Here is a 22414-nt window from a genome sequence, read left to right as displayed (position 1 = left end):
CTCCATTTTGTTCGTCTCGGGAGGGTGTGTGGCGCCCAATCGCCCCACCTATAGCGCATCAGAAGCCAGTCGCGCGCAGATCATCGGTTTCGAAAATATCAGGTCTCACGCGGATGACCCGCGAGCTCCAAAATCGGTGTACGACCCATGGCGGCCTATCATAGGCAAGGATAAACCCGCTATGCTCGCCATATCGGGCGGTGGTGCAGGTGGGGCTTTCTCGGTCGGCGTTCTTTCTGCCTGGAGCGAACTTGGTACCCGGCCAAGCTTCCAGATCGTAACTGGGGTCAGCACGGGAGCACTCATCGCGCCATTTGCGTTTCTTGGCTCCGATTATGATGGGCGACTACGAAGCTTCTATCTTTCCGATGACGCCCGCCGTCTCGTCGACATCGACTGGCGAGGGTTTGGTGTCTTTTCCGCAAGCCTTCTTCAGGGAAAGGCGCTCCGTGAGATGGTCGAAGACAACATCACCCCGGAAATCCTCGGCCAGATTGCACAACAACATCGCGCGGGTCGCCGCCTTCTCGTAATGACGACGAACCTCGACACACAGCGCGCGGTTGTCTGGAACATAGGAGCGATTGCTAGCACCAAGAGGGCGGACGCTCTTCACCTGGTTCGCCAGATATTGATTGCTTCGGCAAGCGTTCCGGGCATCTTCCCGCCTGTTTCCATCAACACGGTGGTTGACGGCAGGCGAATTGAAGAGCTGCACTCCGATGGAGGCAGTTCGGCGCAGTTTTTCACGTTGCCTGAACAGCTGATCGTCGCGCCAGGCCGCACTGGCGAGGGGAAACTGCACATCTATGTCATCATCAACAACGCGCTAATACCGGAATTTTCGATGACTGCCAGTAAGGCGTTGCCGATTATGGCGCGAGCGTATGCTATACTCCTGAAATCACAGACCAAGCAGGGGTTGATTGCCCTCTATAATTTCAGACAAAGATCGAGCATCGACGTTGCGATAGCGTGGATTGATCAGCAGGTACCCTATTCCATGACCGACCCACTAAACGGCGCTTATATGCGTACAGTCTATCGCATCGGCTACCGAAAGACGCTCGAGGGTCGCCTTTGGACTCGGCACCCGGAGTTTACCATCTCGCAATAAATTCCAGCGGAGCAACAAAAGTCTGCACTTCACCTTAGTTGCTCTGGATCGCATCCCAGGCAGAGTTGTCGAGGTCTTGGCATCGATCGGTTTATTCCGGTTCCATGGCGTCCTTGTCGGCACAGCCGCGTTCGGATGTTATGCCGCCAATCACTGTATCCGGCTGCCTGTGCCCGCAAAGGCGTTGGACGGCAGCCTGCGGAAAACATTTGGCTTCGGAAAGGTAAGCTCTTCATAAATCTGGTTAAAGCCCGCCACAATGAGGGGGCCTGCAAGGTCATCTTGCATCAGAACGTGAGAAAGATGAGGATCGCATTGCACTTGCAAACCGTGATGCGGATCCGAGGTCAGCCAGTCGGTCACGCTCGTCAGCAACCTTATCCTGGATGCCTCCACGGTCCTTTTCGATGCCCTTGGCGCTTCTGCAGCAAAACGCAGCCATGGTCTTGATCGTCATCGGCGAAACGCCCACACCATAACCTTGCACAATCCGCGTATATATCACCACCGCATCGTTGGGGATTTGGTCGTGAACGGCACCCACGCAAGCGCCGAACGGAGCCGTGGGAATGGCACCGCAGACGGAGAGGGAAAAGTCCGAAGCATGATCAAAACATTTGCGGCATGACAGTCGATGGGCGTCACAGCCTGTCGTTCTGTATCCACGCAGTGCAAGTCGCGATCATTTGCCCTTCTTGGGTTTTGATAGAAGGAGACCTTCTCTCTGCATTTGCTTGCGGGCCAGTTTTCTCTGACGGCCGATCGCTTCAGCTTTTTCTCGCGCTTTGCGGATGGACGGTTTCTCAAAAGCTTCACGCAGACGCATTTCGCGGAAAATGCCCTCACGCTGAAGCTTCTTCTTGAGAACGCGTAGTGCCTGATCGACGTTGTTGTCGCGGACGAGAACCTGCATATATCCCTCTCGACACCAATCATTGTATGCGCTGCTACAATATCCGGTTTCGCGCCAAAGCCAATATCTACCAAGCTGCAACTGACATCTATGACAAGAGTTCTCTGAGCACGGTCACTGCCAGATTGTGGTCTTCGACATTCGGAAGGCCACTGACTGCAACTGTGCCGATAAGCGTTCCACCTTTTAGGATCAATGGAATGCCGCCTCCGCTTGCGACGTAGTCGGCCGGTGGAAGCTTGAATTTTTGATTGAAATCATAGCCCCCTTCTTCAGCTTCCAGTCTGAGTTGCAGCGAGCTGCGATGGAAACGGTGAACTGCTGCGCATTTCCGGCGAGTCCAGTCGAAATTGTCGATCGTTGCTCTGCCAACTAGCGTTGCAAAAATGACGTCCATGCCATGGCGAACTTCGATGGCCACCGGCAAATTGCCCTCATGCGCCCTATGGCGAATTCGTTGTCCAAGCGCCCAGGCGAACTCGTAGTTGAACGCCGCCAGTTCCAGCGACTTTTGCTCTTCGGCCAAAGCCGCCAGTGAAGGTGTTGGTTCTGTCATTTTAGCGGTTCTCCTGTCGTAGTATTGGGGTTTATTCGGCGCCGAATTCGCCCCAGCCTCTGCTTTACCCACAAGTGCTTCTATTCGCCGATCTGGATTTTTCCCCAGCCAGAGTGTGATTCAGCCGCGAAGTGGTTCCGTTCTTTTCCTGCGCGTGGCCAGGAAGACGTTTTTTAATATGGGATAGCGATTGCTTCATAAATCAGCCTTCCCTGAAGGCAATTAGGCGTTAATTGATGCTTTTTCGATTTATTCTGAGGCTATAATATAAATATTCTCTCAGAAACCGGCGTATCAGCGTCGATATTTTTTAGCAGTTTCCATTTCCGCAACTGAAGCAGGGCGCTTCCGCCTTTCGGCGAAATAATCTGGGAACCATCGCCCACTTCCTTTGTTAGTGCGGTCATCCAAACGCGGCGCACGTTTCTGAACCGCTCTTCTTGAGCAGGATGACAGGTGCGTATTGCGTCGGCATCGGTGTCAGCCGCAAGGTGCAGCGCGCTATGAAAAAATTCTTCACCGTTTTTGCGGGTCGTACGGCATCTTTTTCCGGTTCGCCAACAGCGTTTGTGGTGGCGCTCGGCACAGTCATCATCTGGGGTATCAGCGGGCCGCTCTTTGGATTTTCGGAGGTTTGGCAACTCGTCATAAACACGGGTACGACCATTGTTACATTTCTCATGATCTTCCTCGTGCAGAATTCGCAGAACAGGGATTCTGCGGCGATGGAGGCAAAACTTGATGAGCTCTTGAGGGCTGTTGAGCAGGCTCGTGCAGACTTCATCGGGATCGAGCACCTCACGGAGGAGGAAATCGACGATATCCGTGCGCGCCTGGAAAAAGAGTGTGGCCGAAAAGGTGAAAAGCCTCCTCCCCACCACGCCATGACCCGGTTGCTCTCGCGACGTTGATCACGGGGATTTTGCAAGAGGGGAGGGCGGAACTTTTTCAGGCGCTGCTCATCGAAACCAGTAAACGGCGAAGTATCGCCTGTTAGAAGGAGTTACCATGGCCCTCAGAGCCCTTGCATTAAACGCGACCCTCAAGTCCTCCGCAGCAACTGAACACTCATCGACGGAAAGATTGCTGGAGCTCATCCTCCAGGAGCTTGGTGATAATGATGTTCAAGTCGAGACGATCAGGCTTGCCGATCATGACGTCAAAGCCGGCGTCACCTCCAATGAGGGGGAAGGAGATGCCTGGCCAGCCGTCCGGGAAAAAATCCTCGCCGCCGACATTCTTCTTTTGGGAACACCGATATGGCTCGGACAGCCCTCAAGCGTATGCAAGAGGGCGTTGGAGCGCATGGATGCATTCCTTGACGAAACCGATGAGCAGGGTCGGATGGTCTCCTACGGCAAGGTTGCTGCGGTTGCGGTCGTCGGAAATGAAGATGGTGCCCACCATGTTTCGGCGGAACTTTTTCAGGCGCTGAATGATGTCGGTTTTACGATTCCCGCAAACGCAGTGGCCTACTGGGTTGGCGAGGCGATGGGTTCAAAAAACTTTGTCGAGCTTGAAGAAACCCCGGAAGCTGTGAAGAGCATGATCAGTATGCTCGTGCGCAATACCATGCATCTGGCCACTCTTTTGAAAAATGCTCAATATCCGGCCAGTGAAGACTAAAGCATTTTGCAGTTGCTTGTCATCGCGTGCCCTCGCGGTTCTCCCTGACAGAAGCCTGAAGTTCGCTGCCTGTCCTATAACGGCCACCGGATGAAAAGGTATTTTCCATACCCACTCACTATTTTCGGAACTCTCGTCAATCCGGTTTGTTCGGGAGGGCGTCCACAAAGGCCAGAGACGGAATTCCCGTCTCTCAAGGGCGCGCGACATGATCCAAACGGAGGAAAATCCAGATGAAGAAGACTGTTTTCGTGGCGTTGCTTCTAGGGGGCTCCGCCCTTTCGGCTTTTGCCCAGCAGGCACCGACAGCCAATCCCGGCGGCGATACGCCGGCTGTGTCGACACCGGATACCAAGAACCCCACCGCTCCGGTGGAAGGCGCCAACAGCTTCACCGAGGCTCAGGCCAAGGAGCGGATGGAAGAAGCCGGTTACACCCAGGTCAAGGACCTGGCAAAGGATGACAAGGGCGTGTGGATGGCATCGGGGATGAAGGACGGAAAAACCGTGACCCTGGCGCTCGATTACCAGGGCAACGTCGTCGCCAAGTAAGGCGCGCAGATTTTTTGGGAGAAGTAATATGAGAACCGTTACTGGACTTTTCGACGATTATGATGACGCAAGCAATGCTGTCAGTGAACTTGAGAGTGCGGGCGTCCCGTCAGGCGATATCAGCATTGTCGGGAGTAACGCCGACAGTCGACATGGAGAGGATTCCAATGCCGCCGAAGGTGCCGGTACTGGCGCGGGAATTGGCGCGGTAGTCGGTGGTGCCGGCGGTTTGCTTACCGGTCTCGGATTAATGGCGATCCCCGGCGTCGGGCCGGTCGTGGCGGCTGGCTGGCTTGCTGCAACGGCCGTCGGCGCCGCAGGTGGCGCCGTTGCCGGTGGTGCCGCAGGTGGACTGATCGGGGCGATGACCCGATCCGGCGTTTCCGAAGACGACGCCAACCTTTATGCGGAAGGCGTGCGAAGAGGCGGCACCGTCGTTACGGCGAGGGTGGACGACGACCTCGCATCGGTGGCGGAAGATATCCTCAAGCGGTCCAACTATGTCGACCTGCCGGAACGTCGCGCTGCCTATCGCGACCAGGGCTGGACCCGTTTCGACGAGACGGCAAGGCCTTACGCAGCTGAAGATATCGAGCAGGAACGGAACCGGTATCGCCGTTCGGCAATCTGATCGGGCTGTCCGCTTTCCTTGACCAAGGGGCACGGCTGCGCCGCTGGCCCTTGGTCAATCTTTCTCAGGAGCTAACATGGCCAAAACACCACAACATCCCTCAACCGCCGGCGCGGCAGCCCCCGTTACCATTCATGACCAGAAGCTCTCCCGGGGCATGGGTGGCGAATTGCACCAGAGGGCGACCGGTGACGAACCTGTTTTGACCACCGCCCAGGGCGGTCCGGTTGCTGACGACCAGAATTCCCTCAGGATCGGCGCTCGAGGACCGCTCGTCGTTGATGATTTCCATTTCCGTGAGAAGATTTTCCACTTCGATCACGAGCGAATTCCCGAACGCGTGGTCCATGCGCGTGGTTATGGGGCACATGGTTATTTCGAGACTTATGAATCGCTTGCCGCCCATACCAAGGCTGACCTCTTCCAGAGGGCGGGTGAAAAGACCCCGGCCTTCGTGCGATTCTCGACCGTTGCCGGCAACAAGGGGTCTGCTGATCTTGCGCGGGATGTGCGCGGGTTTGCCGTGAAACTCTATACTAAAGAGGGCAACTGGGATCTCGTCGGCAACAACATCCCGGTGTTCTTCATTCAGGACGCGCTCAAGTTTCCGGATCTCGTCCACGCTGCCAAGCAGGAACCAGATCGCGCCTTTCCGCAGGCACAAACGGCGCATGATACATTCTGGGATTTCATCAGCCTCACGCCCGAAAGCATGAACATGGTCATGTGGATCATGTCTGACCGCACCATCCCGCGTTCCTTCAGGTTCATGGAAGGCTTCGGCGTACACACGTTCCGTCTCATCAATGCGAAGGAGCAATCGACTTTCGTGAAGTTTCACTGGAAGCCGAAGCTTGGGTTGCAGTCGGTGGCCTGGAACGAGGCGGTGAAGATCAATGGTGCCGATCCTGATTTCCATCGTCGTGATCTGTGGACCTCGATCCAGTCGGGCAATTTTCCGGAATGGGAGCTGCAGGTTCAGCTTTTCGACCAGGATTTCGCCGACAGCTTCGATTTCGACGTCCTTGATCCGACCAAGATCATTCCGGAGGAGATATTGGCGCCGAAACCGGTCGGCCGGCTGGTGCTCGATCGCATGCCGGACAATTTCTTTGCCGAAACCGAACAGGTGGCGTTCATGACGCAGAACGTGCCGCCGGGCATAGATTTCAGCAATGATCCACTGTTGCAGGGCAGGAATTTTTCATATCTCGACACGCAACTGAAGCGTCTCGGTGGACCGAACTTCACACATTTGCCCATCAATGCACCGAAGTGTCCTTTCGCGCATTTCCAGCAGGACGGCCATATGGCGATGCGCAATCCGACAGGACGGGCCAATTATCAGCCGAATTCTTTTGGGGAAGGGCCGCGGGAATCTCCGGAGCGAGGTTTTCAGCATTCCGCGGCGCAGGAGCAGGGTCCAAAGGCAAGGTTGCGGCCGGAAAGTTTTGCCGATCACTACAGCCAGGCGCGGCAGTTCTACATCAGCCAGACGCCGCCCGAACAACGTCATATTGCCTCGGCGCTCACCTTCGAACTTAGCAAGGTCGAAACTGTGGTCATTCGTGAAAGGATGGTTTCGCATCTTCTTAATATCGACGAAACACTTGCCACAACCGTAGCGCAAAAACTTGGTCTGCAATTCATGCCGAAGCCGGCCGACGCGGCCGTGCCAACCCGTCAGGACCTTGAACCATCAGAGGCGCTCAGCATCCTTCAACGAGGTCCGAAGCGATTTGAAGGCCGCAAGCTCGGCATCCTCATCACCGACGGCGTTGATGCGAAATTGCTGAAAGGGCTGACCAAGGCGGTGACTGCGGAAAAGGCTGTCGTCGAGCTGATAGCGCCGAAAGTCGGCGGTGTAACAGCCTCGGACGGCACCTTCGTCGAAGCACACCACATGATCGATGGCGGTCCCTCGGTTCTTTTCGACGCGGTGGCGCTGCTGACATCGGCGGCGGCCGTCAACGAACTGACCAAGGAAGCAACTGCCCGGGATTTCGTCGCGGACGCATTCCAGCACTGCAAATTCATCGGCTACGAACATTCGGCGCTGCCATTACTGGAAATCGCCGGAATTGCCGATGCCATGGATGAAGGCGTTCTGCCCTTGCCAGGCGAGGCAGGGCTTGCAGCCTTCGTGTCCGAACTCGGCAAGCTGCGGATCTGGGCCCGGGAGCCATCGCTGAAACTCGGCAAGGCCTCCGTTCCCGTCGATAAAGGATAACAAACACTCATTGCCACTCACCAGCAAGCAACAGGAGACTGAAATGGCTCAGAAGACATTGGAAGACCTTTTCTTCGACACGGTGAAGGATATTTATTTTGCCGAACGGCAGATCCTCAAAGCGCTCCCCAAAATGGCGCGGGCTGCACAGTCACCGGATTTGAAGGCGGCATTCGAAAAACACAGGGACGAGACCGAGGTCCATGTTGAGCGATTGCAAAATGTCTTTGAACTGCTTGGCAAGCCGGCACGCGGCAAGACCTGCGAAGCAATCCAGGGCATCATCGCCGAAGGCGAGGAGATCATGGAAGAGTTCAAGGGCTCGCCGGCGCTTGATGCCGGGCTGATCTCTTCGGCACAGGCCGTGGAGCATTACGAGATTACCCGTTACGGCACGCTGAAGACCTGGGCGGTAGAGCTTGGCATGAAAGAAGCAGCCAAGCTTTTCGAACAGACGCTTGGTGAGGAAAGCGCGACTGATACAGCTCTCTCGTCGCTTGCCCAGGCGAGCGCCAACGTCAAGGGCAAAACAAAAGCGGCGTGATCCAACACTGGAAGTGTCGCTGACATAAGCGACACTTCCCCTTCTGCCGAATGTCCGTTTCCGCGAGGCTGAACCATGAGGCTGTTTCGTGACAATGGATTGACCATTGTCCTTGTCGTCGCTTCCCTGGTGACGATCGGCGGGATGCTTGCAACTGGCTGGGCGGTTTACAACGACGAGCTCGCGCAGCATCAGGCCATCCCCCTTACGCTTTTTTCCTACGCAAAGAGCGGTCATTTTCTTTCAGCTCTGTTTGAAAACTGGGAAAGCGAGTTTCTCCAGATGTCGGCCTATGTCGTGCTGACTGCGTTTCTTTTTCAAAAAGGCTCGTCGGAATCCAGGGACCCCGATGAAACGGCATTGCAGGATGAAGACCCGGCGCAAAAAAAGATGATCCGCAAGCGCCCTGGCCGGTGAAAGCAGGGAGTTTTATTCGCGCCCTTTATTCCTATTCTCTGGGGCTCGTGCTGTTTGCCCTCTTTATCGTTAGTTTTGTCCTGCATCTGAAATACAGCGCTGAGGCGGCGGCGGAGGAGGCTGCGATGCATGGCGAGCCGGTAACGACGCTGGTTGCACAGCTGGGAAGTGTGGAGTTCTGGTTCGAATCCTTTCAGAACTGGCAATCGGAGTTTCTCTCGACCGCCGTTTTGGTCGTCCTCTCCATCTTTCTGCGCTTCCGGGGGTCGCCGGAATCAAAGCCCGTTGCTGCGCCTCACGGTGAAACCGGCGGATAAGGGGAGGAGGGATTGATCGAGTTTTCGTCCGATGGGGACTGGCGGCACCTATGCGTCGACATGCAGCGTATTTTCGCAGAAGATACGCACTGGCATGTCGAATGGATGGAGCGTATCAGCGGGCAGGTGGAGGCTCTGGTTCAAGTCGATCCGGCCCGATGCATCTTCACCTGTTTTGTGCCTCCGGAAACCGTCGAGGACGCTCCCGGCGCCTGGCGGGCTTATTACGAAAAATGGCCGATGATGACACGTCGGGAATTGGCGCCTCAACTCATCAATGTCATTGCCGCGCTGTCGCGCTACATTCCGCCTGCCCGGATCTTCCGCAAAAGCGTTTATTCTCCGTGGCAATATGGAGGCCTGGGCGACATCCTGCGGGAAGAGCATGTTTCGACGGTGGTGATCACTGGCGGAGAGACCGATGTCTGCGTTCTTGCCACCGTGCTGGGGGCGATAGATCAGGGTTTTCACGTCATCCTGGTCGAAGACGCGCTTTGCAGCGGAAGGGACGCCACACACGACGCAGCCCTGAAGCTGCTGTCTGGCCGTTTTTCCACGCAGTTGCAGGTATGTAATACCGCGACCCTTCTTGCGGCGCTTCCTTTGCAATCTGCGCCCCAATTAAAAAGGCGGTAGGAGCGTTATTTCCCGTCCGGTTCGGCCATTTTTCGATGTTGTTTGGCAAGGGTCTCAGCCGGCGTCACATTCGCCGCGGCCGACATCAGCTTGTTTTTCCAGCCGGACACGACATCGCCATCACCATTCATCATCGCGTCGTAACCGGTCTGCGCGACGAAGCCGGGATCGTCCTTTTTCTGTCTGCCGACTGGCGTGTCGAGCATATCCGCGCGCTTGAAGAATGCCGTTTCGGTTGCTCCGGGCATCAGGCAGGTGACTGTGACACCCGTGCCATCCAGTTCTTCCCGAAGCGCGAAAGAGAAGGAATTGATAAAGGCCTTGGTAGCATTATACACCGCCTGAAAGGTGCCGGGCATGAAACCAGCAATGGATCCCGTCAACAGAATCCGCCCGTTGCCTCGCTGGCGCATGCCGCTGCCAATCGCGTGTACCAGCGCGACCGTGCCGCTTATGTTGGTGGCGATCACCTTTTGGATCGCCTCCATTCTCTGGTCGAGAAAACCATTGCCGAGACCCTGTCCGGCATTAGCGAACAATAGATCCACCGGACGCTCTTTTGTCGCGATGTGGCAGAGAAGTTTCTCTACGCCTGTCTGCGTCGAAAGATCGGCCTGCACCGCTTCCACCTGTGTGCCCGCTGCCCACAACTTGGTTGCCGCAGTCTCGATTTCCGTCTCGTCGGCGACGATGATGAGGTCATAACCGTCCTGTGCCGCGCACCTGGCCAGCTCGTAACCGATGCCCGTCGAGGCGCCTGTGATGACCGCGAGGCCATTTCCAGATTTTTCCGCCATCATGATCGCCTCCTATGGCTTCAACACGACTTTGATACAGCCATCGTCGCGATGACTGAATGTCTTATAAAGATCAGGCCCCTCATCGAGGGAGGCGCGGTGAGTGATGATGAAGGAAGGGTCGATTTCGACTTTCTCGATACGGTCCATCAGGGCTGGCAAATAGGCTTGCACCGGCGTCTGCGCCATCCGGAAGGTCAGGCCGCGATTGATCGCAGAACCCATTGGTATCTTGTCCAGAAGACCGCCGTAGACGCCGACGATCGAGACGGTGCCAAAGTTGCGGCAGCAATAGATCGCCTGACGCAGCACATGCGGACGGTCGGTTCCCATGAAGGTGGCGACCTTGATGCGGTCGAGCCGGGAATCCCATCCCGCCGCCGGATCCGCCTCTGTCCCCACCGCGTCTATGCAGGCATCTGCACCGCGGCCATGGGTCAGTTCCATGATCCGTTCGTAAATATCCTCGTCGAGATAGTTCAGTGTCAGCGCGCCCGCAGCCGCTGCAAGTTCGAGACGTTCCGTTACCGCATCAATGGCGACAACCCTCTCGGCACCGAGCAGGAAGGCGGAGCGGATAGCCATCTGCCCCACGGGTCCGCAGCCCCATATGGCGATTGTATCACCGCGCTGGATATTGCAGAATTCCGCGGCCATGTAACCGGTCGGAAAAATATCGGACAGGAACAGAACCTGCTCGTCCGTCAGGCCATCCGGAACTTTGACGGGTCCGACATCGGCAAAAGGAACCCGCATATACTCGGCCTGTCCTCCGCTGAATCCGCCCAGAAGATGGGTGTATCCAAACAGCCCGGCCGGGGAATTCCCCCACATTTCACGCACTTTATGCGGATTGGGGTTACTGCGCTCGCAGCCGGAATAATATCCCCTTTTGCAGAAGAAGCACGCGCCGCAGGCAATCGTGAAGGGTACGACAACGCGGTCACCGACCTTCAGCGACTTATTGTCCTTTCCAACTTCGACAACTTCACCCATGGTTTCGTGGCCCATGATGTCGCCACTATGCATATCGGGCATGATGCCATTGTAGAGGTGAAGGTCGGAACCGCAGATCGCGCAGGCTGTCACCTTGATGATGGCATCGCGGCCGTGCTCAATCTGCGGATCGGGAATGCTTTCGCAGCGAATGTCGTGTTTGCCGTGCCAGGTCAATGCCTTCATGGTCTGTACTACTCCCGTGTCGGTGGATGCATCGGATGAGTGACGTTTCCGCCTAACCGGCGACGCTCTTCAAAGTTCCGCACCAGCTTTCCGGATGGATAGTGGTGGGCACCGCCTGGTCACCTACCCTTTCGAGGAACAAGCCCGCGTCACGAAAGTTAGGCCGCCAGTCTTCACGGCAATGAGGAGGTCGCGGCATGGCCCGCGCGATTGATCACGAAACCGGCAGCAGCCTGAATATCGAGGCAGCGACGCCGAAGGTAATTAAAATCACCGTGGGCGAGCGAACCATTCTTGTGGGAGTGCTGAACACTGGCAGCATCTTGACGGTGCAAACAAAAGATGGCGCAGCACCGCAGTCCATCGAACTGGTCATCGAGGATCTTGTACGATGATGTATGATTTCCGGGTTATTAACCGCGGAAATCGCCTTCGTCGGTGTCCCGCTCGTCGTAGTTGATGTCCCAGTCCTTCTTGGGCTCCTTGACGCCCGGCGGCAGTTTTTTGACTGTCGCATCGTCGGAACCGGTGATAACTCTTGGCTTTGCGCTGGCCACGCCATTGTTTGTCGACGTTTTTTTGCCGCGGGCAAATTGCGGTTCGCTGTCCTTGTGAATTTGCTTGAGCTTGTCTTCCTTGTTCATGACATCCTCCTTGATCTGCCGCCTAACCGTTATCTCCCGTTAGTGTTCCCTCAAACCTTCCCGAAAGTCGGAACCTGTTCAGCTGGACATGGTTAGGAAGACCGGCCGGACGGGCGAAACTCCCGTCCTTTGCGTGTTCTTGAAAGCGGAGATGGAACGATGAGTCGACCAGACGACGATAAAAAGCCCGAGCCCGGTACGGATGATGCCCGCTCCACCGATAGCGAAGAAAGCCGGCGGCACAGGGAGCAGACGAGAAAAAACGCGGAACGCATGATCGAACAGCGGCATCCGAGAGAACAGGACACTGGCGCAAAGGATATCTGATCCGCCGGTCTCGCCCCGACGATTGCCCTAACCATCACCATAGAAGGTGCCATTGTACGTTGGCGTACAGCAACCAAGCGGCTCGGGAGCCATTTTTCCATAGTGAAAGGATGGGAAAATGGCCAAGCACGCTGTGAGTGGAGTTTCCGGAAACACGTTGAGTGAAGCGCAGCTGGAGGTGTTGCGGATCGGTATTGCAGATCTCGCGCCAGCATTGACGGCTTTTGCGCGCCGCTTTGTCAGGAGGGAGGAAGATGTCGACGACCTGGTTCAGGAAACCATGTTTCGAGGCCTTCGGTCCCTTAATGGTTTTATGCCGGGAACGGCGTTAAAATCATGGCTTTTTACGATATTGCGCAACACTTTCTGCACCCGCTACAAGGTGGCGAGACGCGAATGTGTCGGTTTGCCGGTTGGCATCGAGCAGACCATGTCCACTCCGGCCAGCCAGGAGTGGCGTGTGGAGCATCAGGAAGTCATGCGGGCCATCAACGATCTCGACAATGACCAGAAAAAAGCCCTTCTCCTGGTAGCTGAAGGAATAAGTTATTCGGATGCCGCAATCATCTGCGGCTGCCGCGTTGGCACCATTAAAAGCCGCGTTAACAGAGCAAGAGAGACCCTGCGGCGCAGCTTATACTGAGGAACCGCACAATTACGTCTAGCGACGTCCGGATGGTCTTAGCCTGTTGAGGATCCTGAGGCTCAAGCTGTGGCCTGTTGGCTCTAATTTTTGCAAAGCACCTGAAGGCGCTTGACACGCTCCCGGTCATGACAGGCGCTGAGGGCAGGTTCGAGCGCGGCGTGCAGATCATCCATATTTGTCGGCTCGACCTGCCTGTCGCAACCCCGCCTCAATGGCAGCGCCGTTTGCATTGATGATGGTTTCGGCCAAGCCGCCCGTGCGACCGAAGATTGGCACCCGCCCCATGACGTCGATAGTGGCCCGGAACCACAACAATAATGCCCCGGCCGTAAAAGGCGTGCGCAATCTGTCCTGCTGGCGACCTTGATGTGTATTTGTTCTTATTTTTGTTTGCCGGGCCGGTCTGGGTCGGGCGTTAAATTTAGTATTCAGGCCGCCATCGTCGCCCGAACGGGCCATGATGTGGTCGCCGTAGCCGCGGCAACATCTTAGCCGACGCGCAGTTTGGTTCGAAAGTAGAGGGTTGCCAGCCGCTGAAGTTTCAGCGGATCAACGACACCGCGATCGTACATCTTCAGGACATAACGGGCGACATCTGCCCGGCACAAAGCGGGGTTTCGTTCTACGGACAGAACATTTTCGTAAGCTGCCTCAATAATATTCATGTCCTCGTTCAGGAAAATTCCCGAACTCTGGTATTCGTAATTGACTTGCATTTCACCTCCTTGGAACGCGCCTGGCGTTTCACAGCGTGAGGGAAGATGCATTTCATACTATACGTAAACGGCCAAAGGTAAATGTTCGAAAGCGTACCGAGCGCTACTCGTGGACCCCGGCGGCTTCGCCAAGTCCACCATTCCCGACAGGGATGAGATCATCAAGCTCAGTGTCAAGCGGTTTCGCGTGCACAAAACGGGCAAACACACGATCGCTTTCCTCTTCGGGCATGCCGTAGAAATCGCGTGCATAGGTCTCCAGCGTCTCACGGTTCCTGATTATGACCTTCCCCCTCTCCGACCGGATGGATCCCTGACTTTCAAGAACGTGGAGGGCATCCGTTACACTTGCGCGTCTGACCGCCAGCATGGTTGACAAAAAATCATGGGTCAGTTGCAGTTGATTACCTTCCACCCGATCGTGGCACAACAGGAGCCAGCGCGCGAGGCGCTCGGTGACGGGCTGGATGGCGTTGGAAGAGGCCGTGTATTCTACCTGCGCCCTTGCGACATGCAGGGCGCTGATCAGGATGTCGGAAAATATTCGATATTTTGCAAGCAGCGCTTGGAAAGATTGGATATCGATGGACAGCGCTTCACCCGGCGCCTGCACGACGACCTCGGTCAGGCTTCTTTTTGCGCCCACCAGAGCACCAGCCGGCACGAAACCCTCTTTGCCGACAACACCCGCCTCTGTCTTTCGCCCCGATCTGGAAACGACAACGACGGATGCGATGCCGGAATACATAAAAAAAACTCGCTCGATCGGGGAACCGGCCGAAACCAGTTTATCCCCGAGCTCAAGTTTGACTGGAACTGCGGCGCGTAGGACTTGTCGCCGAATATCGTCATCAAGAAGGGCGAGCAAAAAATTCGCTTCCCCATTTCCTGCGGTTTTCTCTGACATAACACACCTCGCTTTAGTGTCTGATGCCTCCTCCTTGCGCCATCAAAGCGGAAACAGTGTTTTCGATATCTTCCGAACGTCCGGAGAGCACAAAAGGTCCCGTCTCACTGTTCAGGATTGCCTCGGGCACAAAAAATAAATAGGGAACGGCGTGCTCATCCAGTTGATCGGTGAGGCGCAGCATGACGTCTGCCTCGTAACGAACATCGATAATCGCTGCGGAAAATCTGAGCGCGTCTTCACTCTTTATGACGCTGGCGGAATATGGTCCATCCAGAGCGATCTGAGCATGGAACCAGGCCATTCTGATTTCCGGTGTAACCGTATCTGTCATGCCGATGATTGCGATGGTGAGGCGATTAACAGTCTGCATGCTTTACTCCTCGCATACCATCGGCATGCGTGTGGCGTTTCCCACCATAATGCCTGAACGGGGCGATGCAGCCGTCTGGTCGTCGATTTCATCAAAAACCGCGAGGTGGGCGCGCCGCATTTCAGAATTCGTCTCGGAAAGTGCGAGGCCGATACTCGAATATGCCGGGGAATTAAACAAGAGCTGCGAAGTTCCATGCAACGGTTTGTTACCCTCCGGTCGCCAATGTTGTGGTGAAACAATCGCGCAAAAGCGACGTTGGAGCGCTTCGACACCGGACCATCGCGGGTCATGCGCCGCGTCCGTAAGCGATAGCTTTGTTCGAAATTCGCACAGGTCGGCATCGATGCCGGCGGATGTCACAGAGGCAAAAGGGGCGTAGCAGACCACCATGCTTGTGCGGTTGTGATTTGCGCTGACGATTGTATTCGCGCTCTCTTTCCCATGGAAATGCGTCATGGCCAGACGACCTGACGCCTTAGTCTGTAACGCGTCCTAGACTTTACCTGCTGTCAAATCGTGACCATCAATCGAAGATGGAAAGCTGACTTCTGCACTCCTGCGCCGTAAAGGAATATCCACCTGATAAGGCACGGCCACCATAACCTGGAAGGAGGCAGGAAACCGGTTGGTTCCTGCTGTATCAGTGAGAGTGCGATTGTCGGGTTCGGCAGTGGAACATACCGCTTCCTCTGCCAGCGATTTTTCGTTTTCCAGCAACTTCACGGCCGTTAACGCGATATGTCGGCTGGGGTAGACTGCCCTCAGGATATCACCAACGACAACCGCCCATCCATTTTCGTGCGCCATGATTCGGTATTCGATTTTCTTTTGCATGGTTTTCAAGCCTCCCTAAGCGACGCACCTAACAATGGTGGGAAAAGCTTGTTCCGGATGTCGAAGGCGAATGACGTGACTTTGTTGCGCTTAGGTTACTTCGGGAAGGACTTCACCGATCCTGCGCAGGTCGGCCACGAAGGCACGGTGTTGGTGACCAGCTTCCGTGCGGCCACGAAGCCGCAGCGGATTAAGAAGGAGATATGGTGACGAGAAGGCGTGTGCCGTGCGGCCTCCTAAGGATCAGCCCGCATTCCTTTTGCGCGTGTCTGTAGCAGTAGGGCACTCCTGCTCGCAGGGTCATGGTCGCCAATTTCCCATGGGCCGGGGTTTGGGTATATGATGTTATCTTGACACCGGCCAAAATTTGGAATTCTGGCCATTCTGCGGAGTAGATGCGACCCTTTTTCCCGAGTTGGTACGGAAACGTACTCACTGTTTTCTTTACGTTTTCTGCTGCTAATGTGCCGGCCGCAGATTGAGGTTTCGAGCAGGGGGCGAACCGGGCTGACCGCTATGCTTGGATCAAATTTTCGTATTAACAATCGATTGTTGAAAGCCCTGACCAGCGAAGGGTTCTCACGGCTTATACCCCATATGGAGCTGGTCGAACTGCCCGCCGGACATCAACTTGTCGCTGGGGGGAAACCCATTTTACATCTCTGTTTTATCGAGAGTGGCCTCGCCTCGACCGTTGTCCACAATGACGGTGGTAAAGGCATTGATACCGCGCTCGTCGGGAGGGAGGGTGTCACTGGCTGGCCTGCTGGGTGCGGAAACAACGCCGGATGAAACCGTGATGTGCGTGGGTGGTCGTGGCCTGATGATCCCGGCGGTAGAAATCAGGCGGGAGATGGAGGAGAATCCGCGTCTGCGAGAGCTTTTGCTGGGTTACATCAATATCTGCCTGCTTCAGGTCGGCCAGCTTGTGTTGGCAAACGGGCAATATAGCCTGCGCGAAAGGCTCGCACGCTGGCTGCTGATGTGTCACGACAGGCTTGATACGGATGATTTGCCGATTACCCACGAGTTTCTCGCAACGGTCCTTGGCGTTCGGCGACCTGGCATCACCAACGAGTTGCATGTGCTTGAAGGAATCCATGCGATCCGTGCCAGCCGGGGAAATGTCCGGGTCACCAACCGCCGTGTGTTGGAAGAGGTCGCCGATGTGACCTATGGCGTTCCCGAGAAAGAATATGAACGACTGATCACCCAGATGCTGGCGGACGTCGCCACACCTTCAGTCTTTTCGGTCTAGGGCATCGGCAAAGCGGACGACTTTCAGCAATTCGTGCTGTTTATTACGGATAATGATGCATCCTTCCGATATGTCCCGCCCTTGCAGGATCGCTTCGCTCATCAGTGCGCGTGCGTCCTTGACCGCCTCTTCGATCGCCTGATCGAGGGAGGGGAGTTCGCTCCCTTCCTGGTCGTCAAGAAGATGTTGCCCGCTGATGACGTTGAAGAAAAATCGTGGCATGTCGGTCTTCCCCAAGTAATGGCCTGTTTGCCGCTGGTGTCGGGCGCGGCTTTCCTCCTAGCCAAACTGTCGTAGATATTGCGCCTGTTTTTCGAGCCGTGTCGCGAGCTCGGAAATGCTCATATTCGTCACGCATAAATGGATGGCACATTCCAGAAACTGCAGCGACGAGCGCCTGAGAAAATCCTGTTGCTGCTCATATGCCATTTTGGAAATGCGATCGGATTTACCGGGTTTTTCCCTCATGGTCTGTTCCTCGGTTTGTGTTTCGTGCGCCTAACCGAGCGGACCCGCAATTGTTTCGAAAAAATTCTCGTGAGGGCTCGCTGCTCTTCGGAACCTTGCCGCAGCAAAGCAGTTCGGGAGCATCGACACCTAACCGGAGGCAACGATGACCAATAATTCCCCACAAGATGGCGCTCCCGGCACCACAGAGCAATCTCCCCGCTGGGAAGGTCCGGAAGAAAATCGCCCCAGAGGTTACATGAAACCAAAGGACGATCCAGAACACGACCGGGATGCTATCGGCGAAAACCTCAAAGATCCTCGCAAAAAGCGTGTCTCGGATGCGATGAAAATGCGCGATGACCAATAGACGCATCGGTTGATCCAGTGCCTCCCAAGGACACGAGGAATGAATGCCTACCTCGACGAAAACTCCAGCAATCACCCGGTAGGTTGGTCCGGCTGTCTCACCTGAGAATGCAAAGGTACTTCTGGAAATCAGGAGACCCGCCTTGGTGTCGCTACGCGACCAAATTTCCAAGCATTTTCGAAAATGCCCTGGAGCGCTCGTCGGCCTTGCCATCAGTGAACAAGGCGGCGCCTATGACTGCGAGATCGACGTTGAGTTTTTCGAGACGACCAAAGTGCTCCGGAACGATCTTGCCGTCGACGATGGTGTAAAGACCGATCGGCCGCTCGGACAGCCGTTCGAACGCATGTTCGTCAAAGGAGCCGCCGCCGGCCGGCGCCGTCAGGAAGAGGCAACCATCCGCTTGGTCGGCGACACGTGCGAGTTCAGATACCGCCGTCGTGTGCCTTATTGCCGCGAAGGGCTTCGCGCCGTTCGCGCGGACGATGCTGGAGAGTTCGGCGAAGTCCTCGCCGGATTCCAGATGAATAGCAATCGATCTCACGCCCATTTCCGAGAACCGGATAACGGATGCCCTAGGCCGTTCCACCATCAGATGGACGTCCAGCGGCGTGGAGGCGCATTTGGCAAGATCACGGATGATCCTTGCCGTCAGTCCATATTCAGGCGCGAAGATGCCATCCATGACATCGAGGTGCAAGGATTCGATGTTCGGCAGCACGGCGTCGATTTCTTCAGCTAGCCGGAAGGGGTCAGCGGCATATACGGATGCGGAAAGGGCTGTCATGCGACTGGTGCCCACGCGGCTTCTCGGAGCTTGCCCAACGTCCATTCTTCGACGGGCTTCGGCTCTGCCGTGCAGTACCCGTGCTGGAAAATCGCAATGCGGTCGCAGATTTCCACCAGCTCTTCCTCCTCGGAAGATACCACGATGATGCATCGGCCCTCGTCTGCGAGGTGCCGGATGATGTCGTATATGTCCGATTTAGCGCCGATATCGACACCCTTGGTGGGTTCGTCGAGAAGGATCAGGTCGGCGTTCTGCTCAATGATGCGGGCGAGCAGAACCTTCTGCTGATTGCCTCCGGAAAGCGATTTTGTCGGGGCGTCGAGCCGTCCGCGGGTTCCAATCGATGCAAGAGTTTTCCGAGCCGACGCGCGAGCCCCGGTCAGATCGACCAGTCCCGTGCTGCGATAGCGGGTGAGCGTCGACAGCACGACATTCTGGAAGGAGGACATGAGAGGGATGAAGCCGTCATGCTTCCGCTCTTCGGTCAGGAATGCGATACCGCTTTCGATCGCACCTTTGGGAGACGAGGGGACGTAGCGCTTTCCTGCGATCTCAACAACGCCCGATGATACCGTCTCTATGCCGTAGAGCGTACGGAGGAAGCGCGTCCTGCCGGATCCGACGAGACCATAGAGGCCGAGTACCTCGCCCCGTCGGGCTTCGACGTCGGCGCCCCTCAGTCGCATCCCGGAAAGCCCTTTGACCTTCAGGAAGACGTCGCCGGCTGTGCGAGCCTTGCGGCGGCTAGCGACGTGCTTGCCATGGGCATCGCCGACGATCGCGTCAACGATAGAATGTTTGCTGACGTCCGCGCCCGCCGCGTGGTAGACGACGCGCCCGCCGGAGAGCACTGTGGCCTCGTCGCAAACGGTGAGAACTTCGTCAAGCTTGTGGGACACCAGAACTACACCGATGTTGCGCTCAAGCGCAATGCGCCGGACATGCGCGAGCAGCTCGGCGGACTGGTTGCCGTCGAGTGCGGTGGTCGGCTCGTCGAGGAATAGGTAGCGGGCCTTGCCTTCGAGGTTCGCGATCACCTCAAGGAGTTGCTTTTCGGGATGGGAAAGACCTTTGACGCTACGGGTGACATCGACGTGCAGGCCGTAGCTTGCGAGCAAGGACTTGGAGTAGGCATTCATCTGGGAGGTCTGCTTCAGTCCATGAACCTTGACTTCCCGTCCAAGGAACAGGTTCTCCGACACTGTGAGGTTCGGTATCAGCCGCAGTTCCTGGTAGACGCAGCCGATGCCCTTGGCAAGCGCCTCTCGGGGGGAGGGCAGTACGACCGTTTCGCCGTCCACGACGAGTTGGCCACTATCCTGCGGCTGAGCACCAGCGAGAATCTTGAGCAAGGTAGACTTCCCGGCACCGTTATGGCCAAAAAGACCATGGATGGTGCCTGGCTTCACCTCGAAATCGATGCCGTGCAGAACCCCGACGCCTGCAAAAGACTTGGTGATGCCGGTCGCCTTGTAGCTGGACATGTCGCTTACCTCACAGATTGGGACAGGTGCCCGGGCGCGCGGGTGTCACGCGCCCGGTGGAGCTCAGTAGGCCCTGTCGATGGTTGCGCCGGCGTTGTCCTTGTTGACGAGCAGTGGCGGGCTGTCGATCACCGGATCAAGCTTTGCGCCATCAAAGAACTTCTTGATGTTCTCGACCTGGATCTGTGCGAGCTTTGCAGGTTCCTGAATAGCGCCAGCCTTCAGCGTAGTATTGTCTTCGATGTGCTTTACACCGAGCTTGTCAACGAAGGCGTAGAGCTTCACGTCATCGCGGCCGAGCTGTTCGATAGCGGCAATCGCGCCCAGGGCAGACGGTTCAGTGTCTGAGTATACGACAGTGATCTCAGGATTGCCCTGCAGCATCTCGGTTGTGACCTTCAACGAGGTGGTTTCTTCCACCTTGCCGTTGACGAGAGCGACGAACTTGACGTTCGGGTTGGAAGCCAGGGCTTCCTTGAAACCAGCGTCACGGGCATTCGCTGCGACCGAGGTCGGCTCGCCGACGATGCCGATGACAGCCTTGCCGTCAGCGCCGATATCCTTGAGAAGCTGCTTGCCGATGTAGACGCCACCAGCCTTCTGGTCAGTCTGGACGGCTTGCTCGACCGTCAGGTTCTCAGCCTTGAGGCCTTCCGGGTCGGGAAGAAGGTTGATGGTGAAGACTGGGATCTTCGCCTGGTTCAGCTCGGAGACCGAGGCGACGCAAGGACCGGACGAGACGCAGTTCAGAGCGACTGCGGCAACGCCCTGCTGAACCATGGTCTGAACCTGGGAAAGCTGCTTTGCGTCGTCGTTGTCGGCTATCAGCACGCGGACGTCGAAGCCCTGCTTTGCGCCGTTCTCCTCGAAGCTCTTCTTCATGGCGACGTAGTAGGGATTCGTCAGGTTCGGAAGGGCAACGCCCAGAACCTTTTTGTCCTGCGCATGGACGGCAGCGGCCGACAGCGCAAGGGACATCCCAAATGCTGCCAATATGGAATTTTTCACGAGTTTCTTCATCGTTCTCCTCCTGTTTGATGAATCGGGTTTGCCGGATCGGCCGGCACCGTCTTGGTTCGCGCGTTCAGGCGCTGGCCGAAAACTTCTTCTTCATTAGGGCGAGCCACGGCATGGAAAGCCGGCTGGATGAGCGCATGGTGTCGAAAGTCACGCCGACAAGGATGATCAAGCCGATGACGAGAGGCTGCCAGTAAGCGTTGACGTTCAGCACGTTCATGAGGTTGGAGATGGTCGCGATCAGCGTGGCGCCGATCATCGCGCCCCAAATGGAGCCGATACCGCCGAAGAGACTGACGCCACCGACGACTGCGCCTGCAATCGAGAAAAACAGTTCGTCGCCGCGACCCGCAGTCGGATACCCCGTCATCAGGCGGGAGCCGTAGATCAGTCCACCGCAGGCGCCGCAAAAGCCCGAGATCGAATATACCAGGATCGTGATCCGCGAAGTGTTGACGCCCGCAAGACGCGCTGCCTCGACATTGCCGCCGACGGCAAAGATGTGCGTTCCAGTCACAGTGCGCTTGATGAAGAGCGCGGCTCCAATGACGGCGATGACGAGAGCGATGACGGGGAAGGGGATGCCGAAGAGCTTGTACTGGCCGATGAAGCGGTAACCGAAATCCATGACGCGGATGGACTCAGCACCCGTGATGATCTGCGGGATCGACGCCGCGACACCCATCATGGCAAAAGTTACGATGAAGGGCGGTACGCCGGTCTTATCGATGATCAATCCATTGATGGCACCCGCAAGGGCACCGACCGCGAGAACGAGCACGGCGGCGACGGGCCACGGAAGCCCGACATATTCCATGAACACCGCAGCGATGACGCAGGTCATGGCCACGATCGAGCCGCACGACAGGTCGATGCCGCCCGTGAACAGTACGAAGGACTGCCCCAGGCAGAGGAAACCGATGACGGCCCCGTTCAGCAGCAGCACGAAGATGTTTGAAAACGTCAGGAAGTTCGGAGACGCGATTGCGCCAGCGATCATAACGACGAGAAGAACCAAGGCGATGCCTGCTTCGGCAGGAACACGAATTCCTTTGTCGTCATGCGGTTGGATCTGTGCCAT

Annotated in this window: 30 protein-coding genes and 3 pseudogenes; 17 read left to right on the top strand and 16 right to left on the bottom strand. The window is 56.4% G+C overall.

Annotated elements, in window-relative coordinates; all coding sequences use genetic code 11:
• Window positions 1-28 precede the first annotated feature (28 nt).
• From QSV77_RS24670 to QSV77_RS24660, 3 genes and pseudogenes are all read left to right on the top strand, one after another.
• Window positions 29-1117 carry a patatin-like phospholipase family protein gene (locus QSV77_RS24670; protein WP_302735487.1) on the top strand — a complete coding sequence of 363 codons (1089 nt, stop codon included), beginning with the start codon at window positions 29-31 and terminating at the stop codon, window positions 1115-1117.
• A gap of 76 nt (window positions 1118-1193) precedes the next feature.
• Window positions 1194-1355 (top strand): GSU2403 family nucleotidyltransferase fold protein, encoded by a 162-nt coding sequence (locus QSV77_RS25860; RefSeq protein WP_368045867.1) that lies wholly within the window; start codon window positions 1194-1196, stop codon window positions 1353-1355.
• 105 nt (window positions 1356-1460) lie between these two features.
• Window positions 1461-1745: pseudogene (locus tag QSV77_RS24660) on the top strand (hypothetical protein); the annotation flags it as partial.
• 54 nt (window positions 1746-1799) lie between these two features.
• Here QSV77_RS24660 and rpsU read toward each other — a convergent pair.
• Both rpsU and QSV77_RS24650 read right to left on the bottom strand, forming a co-directional pair.
• Window positions 1800-2030: a 30S ribosomal protein S21 gene (gene rpsU / locus QSV77_RS24655; protein ID WP_302735485.1), complete on the bottom strand. Its 231-nt coding sequence runs from the start codon at window positions 2028-2030 to the stop codon at window positions 1800-1802.
• A gap of 88 nt (window positions 2031-2118) precedes the next feature.
• The gene (locus QSV77_RS24650; protein ID WP_302735484.1) at window positions 2119-2586 is read right to left on the bottom strand and encodes a heme-degrading domain-containing protein; all 468 of its coding nucleotides are present in this window, start codon (window positions 2584-2586) and stop codon (window positions 2119-2121) included.
• A gap of 503 nt (window positions 2587-3089) precedes the next feature.
• On the opposite strand from QSV77_RS24650, the gene QSV77_RS24645 reads away from it, so the two are divergent.
• The 8 genes and pseudogenes from QSV77_RS24645 (at window position 3090) to QSV77_RS24610 (ending at window position 9538) form a co-directional block, all read left to right on the top strand.
• A complete protein-coding gene (locus QSV77_RS24645) occupies window positions 3090-3497 on the top strand; it encodes a low affinity iron permease family protein (protein ID WP_302735544.1) in 408 nt (135 codons plus the stop codon).
• 97 nt (window positions 3498-3594) lie between these two features.
• Complete coding sequence (locus QSV77_RS24640; protein WP_302735483.1) at window positions 3595-4212, top strand: flavodoxin family protein; 618 nt, start codon at window positions 3595-3597, stop codon at window positions 4210-4212.
• A gap of 233 nt (window positions 4213-4445) precedes the next feature.
• Window positions 4446-4763 carry a PepSY domain-containing protein gene (locus QSV77_RS24635; protein ID WP_302735482.1) on the top strand — a complete coding sequence of 106 codons (318 nt, stop codon included), beginning with the start codon at window positions 4446-4448 and terminating at the stop codon, window positions 4761-4763.
• Between the two features lie 28 nt (window positions 4764-4791).
• Window positions 4792-5394, top strand: coding sequence for a general stress protein (locus QSV77_RS24630; RefSeq protein ID WP_302735481.1), 603 nt, complete (start codon window positions 4792-4794; stop codon window positions 5392-5394).
• A 76-nt stretch (window positions 5395-5470) separates the two neighbouring features.
• Entirely contained in the window at window positions 5471-7624 is a 2154-nt protein-coding gene (gene catE, locus QSV77_RS24625; RefSeq protein ID WP_302735480.1) for a catalase C, read from the top strand.
• Window positions 7625-7667: 43 nt separating this feature from the next.
• Window positions 7668-8168 (top strand): ferritin-like domain-containing protein, encoded by a 501-nt coding sequence (locus QSV77_RS24620; RefSeq protein ID WP_302735479.1) that lies wholly within the window; start codon window positions 7668-7670, stop codon window positions 8166-8168.
• 75 nt (window positions 8169-8243) lie between these two features.
• Window positions 8244-8902: pseudogene (locus QSV77_RS24615) on the top strand (DUF6766 family protein).
• Window positions 8903-8914: 12 nt separating this feature from the next.
• A complete protein-coding gene (locus tag QSV77_RS24610) occupies window positions 8915-9538 on the top strand; it encodes a cysteine hydrolase family protein (protein ID WP_302735478.1) in 624 nt (207 codons plus the stop codon).
• 5 nt (window positions 9539-9543) lie between these two features.
• On the opposite strand, the gene QSV77_RS24605 is transcribed toward QSV77_RS24610, so the two are convergent.
• Entirely contained in the window at window positions 9544-10338 is a 795-nt protein-coding gene (locus QSV77_RS24605; RefSeq protein ID WP_302735477.1) for an SDR family oxidoreductase, read from the bottom strand.
• Between the two features lie 9 nt (window positions 10339-10347).
• A complete protein-coding gene (locus tag QSV77_RS24600) occupies window positions 10348-11517 on the bottom strand; it encodes a zinc-dependent alcohol dehydrogenase (protein WP_302735476.1) in 1170 nt (389 codons plus the stop codon).
• A gap of 197 nt (window positions 11518-11714) precedes the next feature.
• Between QSV77_RS24600 and QSV77_RS24595 the strand changes: the two genes are divergently transcribed.
• Window positions 11715-11912 (top strand): hypothetical protein, encoded by a 198-nt coding sequence (locus QSV77_RS24595; RefSeq protein WP_302735475.1) that lies wholly within the window; start codon window positions 11715-11717, stop codon window positions 11910-11912.
• A gap of 18 nt (window positions 11913-11930) precedes the next feature.
• Here QSV77_RS24595 and QSV77_RS24590 read toward each other — a convergent pair whose 3' ends face one another.
• Entirely contained in the window at window positions 11931-12161 is a 231-nt protein-coding gene (locus tag QSV77_RS24590) for a hypothetical protein (RefSeq protein ID WP_302735474.1), read from the bottom strand.
• A 159-nt stretch (window positions 12162-12320) separates the two neighbouring features.
• Between QSV77_RS24590 and QSV77_RS24585 the strand changes: the two genes are divergently transcribed.
• Both QSV77_RS24585 and QSV77_RS24580 read left to right on the top strand, forming a co-directional pair.
• Window positions 12321-12488, top strand: a complete 168-nt coding sequence (locus QSV77_RS24585; protein WP_302735473.1) for a hypothetical protein — start codon at window positions 12321-12323, stop codon at window positions 12486-12488.
• Between the two features lie 118 nt (window positions 12489-12606).
• A complete protein-coding gene (locus tag QSV77_RS24580) occupies window positions 12607-13131 on the top strand; it encodes a sigma-70 family RNA polymerase sigma factor (RefSeq protein ID WP_302735472.1) in 525 nt (174 codons plus the stop codon).
• A gap of 168 nt (window positions 13132-13299) precedes the next feature.
• On the opposite strand, the gene QSV77_RS24575 is transcribed toward QSV77_RS24580, so the two are convergent.
• The 6 genes from QSV77_RS24575 to QSV77_RS24550 form a co-directional block, all read right to left on the bottom strand.
• On the bottom strand, window positions 13300-13593 hold the full coding sequence (locus QSV77_RS24575; protein WP_302735471.1) for a hypothetical protein: 294 nt from the start codon (window positions 13591-13593) through the stop codon (window positions 13300-13302).
• A 29-nt stretch (window positions 13594-13622) separates the two neighbouring features.
• Window positions 13623-13850: a hypothetical protein gene (locus QSV77_RS24570; RefSeq protein WP_302735470.1), complete on the bottom strand. Its 228-nt coding sequence runs from the start codon at window positions 13848-13850 to the stop codon at window positions 13623-13625.
• A gap of 103 nt (window positions 13851-13953) precedes the next feature.
• On the bottom strand, window positions 13954-14757 hold the full coding sequence (locus tag QSV77_RS24565; RefSeq protein WP_302735469.1) for a Crp/Fnr family transcriptional regulator: 804 nt from the start codon (window positions 14755-14757) through the stop codon (window positions 13954-13956).
• A gap of 13 nt (window positions 14758-14770) precedes the next feature.
• Window positions 14771-15130, bottom strand: coding sequence for a hypothetical protein (locus QSV77_RS24560; protein ID WP_302735468.1), 360 nt, complete (start codon window positions 15128-15130; stop codon window positions 14771-14773).
• Between the two features lie 3 nt (window positions 15131-15133).
• Entirely contained in the window at window positions 15134-15589 is a 456-nt protein-coding gene (locus tag QSV77_RS24555) for a hypothetical protein (protein ID WP_302735467.1), read from the bottom strand.
• Between the two features lie 36 nt (window positions 15590-15625).
• Window positions 15626-15967 carry a hypothetical protein gene (locus QSV77_RS24550; RefSeq protein ID WP_302735466.1) on the bottom strand — a complete coding sequence of 114 codons (342 nt, stop codon included), beginning with the start codon at window positions 15965-15967 and terminating at the stop codon, window positions 15626-15628.
• A gap of 57 nt (window positions 15968-16024) precedes the next feature.
• Here QSV77_RS24550 and QSV77_RS24545 point away from each other — a divergent pair, with 57 nt between their 5' ends.
• Together QSV77_RS24545 and QSV77_RS24540 are read left to right on the top strand one after the other, a co-directional pair.
• The gene (locus tag QSV77_RS24545) at window positions 16025-16177 is read left to right on the top strand and encodes a hypothetical protein (RefSeq protein ID WP_302735465.1); all 153 of its coding nucleotides are present in this window, start codon (window positions 16025-16027) and stop codon (window positions 16175-16177) included.
• A 306-nt stretch (window positions 16178-16483) separates the two neighbouring features.
• Window positions 16484-17225: pseudogene (locus tag QSV77_RS24540) on the top strand (Crp/Fnr family transcriptional regulator).
• Here the strand turns inward: QSV77_RS24540 and QSV77_RS24535 are convergent.
• Window positions 17208-17447, bottom strand: a complete 240-nt coding sequence (locus tag QSV77_RS24535) for a hypothetical protein (RefSeq protein WP_302735464.1) — start codon at window positions 17445-17447, stop codon at window positions 17208-17210. The pseudogene QSV77_RS24540 and the gene QSV77_RS24535 sit on opposite strands and share 18 nt — an antisense overlap.
• A 391-nt stretch (window positions 17448-17838) precedes the next feature.
• On the opposite strand from QSV77_RS24535, the gene QSV77_RS24530 reads away from it, so the two are divergent.
• A complete protein-coding gene (locus tag QSV77_RS24530) occupies window positions 17839-18042 on the top strand; it encodes a hypothetical protein (protein WP_302735463.1) in 204 nt (67 codons plus the stop codon).
• A gap of 151 nt (window positions 18043-18193) precedes the next feature.
• On the opposite strand, the gene QSV77_RS24525 is transcribed toward QSV77_RS24530, so the two are convergent.
• From QSV77_RS24525 to QSV77_RS24510, 4 genes are all read right to left on the bottom strand, one after another.
• Complete coding sequence (locus tag QSV77_RS24525) at window positions 18194-18829, bottom strand: hypothetical protein (protein WP_302735462.1); 636 nt, start codon at window positions 18827-18829, stop codon at window positions 18194-18196.
• The gene (locus tag QSV77_RS24520; protein WP_302735461.1) at window positions 18826-20316 is read right to left on the bottom strand and encodes a sugar ABC transporter ATP-binding protein; all 1491 of its coding nucleotides are present in this window, start codon (window positions 20314-20316) and stop codon (window positions 18826-18828) included. Before QSV77_RS24520 ends, QSV77_RS24525 begins: the two co-directional genes overlap by 4 nt.
• A 63-nt stretch (window positions 20317-20379) precedes the next feature.
• Window positions 20380-21336: a substrate-binding domain-containing protein gene (locus QSV77_RS24515; protein WP_302735460.1), complete on the bottom strand. Its 957-nt coding sequence runs from the start codon at window positions 21334-21336 to the stop codon at window positions 20380-20382.
• Between the two features lie 64 nt (window positions 21337-21400).
• Window positions 21401-22414, bottom strand: coding sequence for an ABC transporter permease (locus tag QSV77_RS24510; protein WP_302735459.1), 1014 nt, complete (start codon window positions 22412-22414; stop codon window positions 21401-21403).

Origin of the sequence: Agrobacterium sp. V1 (assembly GCF_030518355.1) — a bacterium.
In the GTDB taxonomy this organism is placed as follows: domain Bacteria; phylum Pseudomonadota; class Alphaproteobacteria; order Rhizobiales; family Rhizobiaceae; genus Agrobacterium; species Agrobacterium cucumeris.
Note: the sequence above shows the minus strand (reverse complement) of the source record. Positions and strands in the feature narration are given on the sequence as shown.

Coding starts and splice junctions, on each gene's coding strand:
- QSV77_RS24530 (WP_302735463.1), top strand. CDS start 17,839: ATGACCAATAATTCCCCACAAGATGGCGCTCCCGGCACCACAGAGCAA.
- QSV77_RS24620 (WP_302735479.1), top strand. CDS start 7,668: ATGGCTCAGAAGACATTGGAAGACCTTTTCTTCGACACGGTGAAGGAT.
- QSV77_RS24565 (WP_302735469.1), bottom strand. CDS start 14,757: ATGTCAGAGAAAACCGCAGGAAATGGGGAAGCGAATTTTTTGCTCGCC.
- QSV77_RS24545 (WP_302735465.1), top strand. CDS start 16,025: ATGTCGAAGGCGAATGACGTGACTTTGTTGCGCTTAGGTTACTTCGGG.
- QSV77_RS24570 (WP_302735470.1), bottom strand. CDS start 13,850: ATGCAAGTCAATTACGAATACCAGAGTTCGGGAATTTTCCTGAACGAG.
- QSV77_RS24535 (WP_302735464.1), bottom strand. CDS start 17,447: ATGCCACGATTTTTCTTCAACGTCATCAGCGGGCAACATCTTCTTGAC.
- QSV77_RS24560 (WP_302735468.1), bottom strand. CDS start 15,130: ATGCAGACTGTTAATCGCCTCACCATCGCAATCATCGGCATGACAGAT.
- QSV77_RS24635 (WP_302735482.1), top strand. CDS start 4,446: ATGAAGAAGACTGTTTTCGTGGCGTTGCTTCTAGGGGGCTCCGCCCTT.
- catE (WP_302735480.1), top strand. CDS start 5,471: ATGGCCAAAACACCACAACATCCCTCAACCGCCGGCGCGGCAGCCCCC.
- QSV77_RS24645 (WP_302735544.1), top strand. CDS start 3,090: ATGAAAAAATTCTTCACCGTTTTTGCGGGTCGTACGGCATCTTTTTCC.
- QSV77_RS24590 (WP_302735474.1), bottom strand. CDS start 12,161: ATGAACAAGGAAGACAAGCTCAAGCAAATTCACAAGGACAGCGAACCG.
- QSV77_RS24650 (WP_302735484.1), bottom strand. CDS start 2,586: ATGACAGAACCAACACCTTCACTGGCGGCTTTGGCCGAAGAGCAAAAG.
- QSV77_RS24550 (WP_302735466.1), bottom strand. CDS start 15,967: ATGCAAAAGAAAATCGAATACCGAATCATGGCGCACGAAAATGGATGG.
- QSV77_RS24510 (WP_302735459.1), bottom strand. CDS start 22,414: ATGGCACAGATCCAACCGCATGACGACAAAGGAATTCGTGTTCCTGCC.
- QSV77_RS24600 (WP_302735476.1), bottom strand. CDS start 11,517: ATGAAGGCATTGACCTGGCACGGCAAACACGACATTCGCTGCGAAAGC.
- QSV77_RS24630 (WP_302735481.1), top strand. CDS start 4,792: ATGAGAACCGTTACTGGACTTTTCGACGATTATGATGACGCAAGCAAT.
- QSV77_RS24520 (WP_302735461.1), bottom strand. CDS start 20,316: ATGTCCAGCTACAAGGCGACCGGCATCACCAAGTCTTTTGCAGGCGTC.
- QSV77_RS24585 (WP_302735473.1), top strand. CDS start 12,321: ATGAGTCGACCAGACGACGATAAAAAGCCCGAGCCCGGTACGGATGAT.
- QSV77_RS24575 (WP_302735471.1), bottom strand. CDS start 13,593: ATGGCCCGTTCGGGCGACGATGGCGGCCTGAATACTAAATTTAACGCC.
- QSV77_RS24640 (WP_302735483.1), top strand. CDS start 3,595: ATGGCCCTCAGAGCCCTTGCATTAAACGCGACCCTCAAGTCCTCCGCA.
- QSV77_RS24595 (WP_302735475.1), top strand. CDS start 11,715: ATGGCCCGCGCGATTGATCACGAAACCGGCAGCAGCCTGAATATCGAG.
- rpsU (WP_302735485.1), bottom strand. CDS start 2,030: ATGCAGGTTCTCGTCCGCGACAACAACGTCGATCAGGCACTACGCGTT.
- QSV77_RS24525 (WP_302735462.1), bottom strand. CDS start 18,829: ATGACAGCCCTTTCCGCATCCGTATATGCCGCTGACCCCTTCCGGCTA.
- QSV77_RS24605 (WP_302735477.1), bottom strand. CDS start 10,338: ATGATGGCGGAAAAATCTGGAAATGGCCTCGCGGTCATCACAGGCGCC.
- QSV77_RS24580 (WP_302735472.1), top strand. CDS start 12,607: ATGGCCAAGCACGCTGTGAGTGGAGTTTCCGGAAACACGTTGAGTGAA.
- QSV77_RS24555 (WP_302735467.1), bottom strand. CDS start 15,589: ATGACGCATTTCCATGGGAAAGAGAGCGCGAATACAATCGTCAGCGCA.
- QSV77_RS24515 (WP_302735460.1), bottom strand. CDS start 21,336: ATGAAGAAACTCGTGAAAAATTCCATATTGGCAGCATTTGGGATGTCC.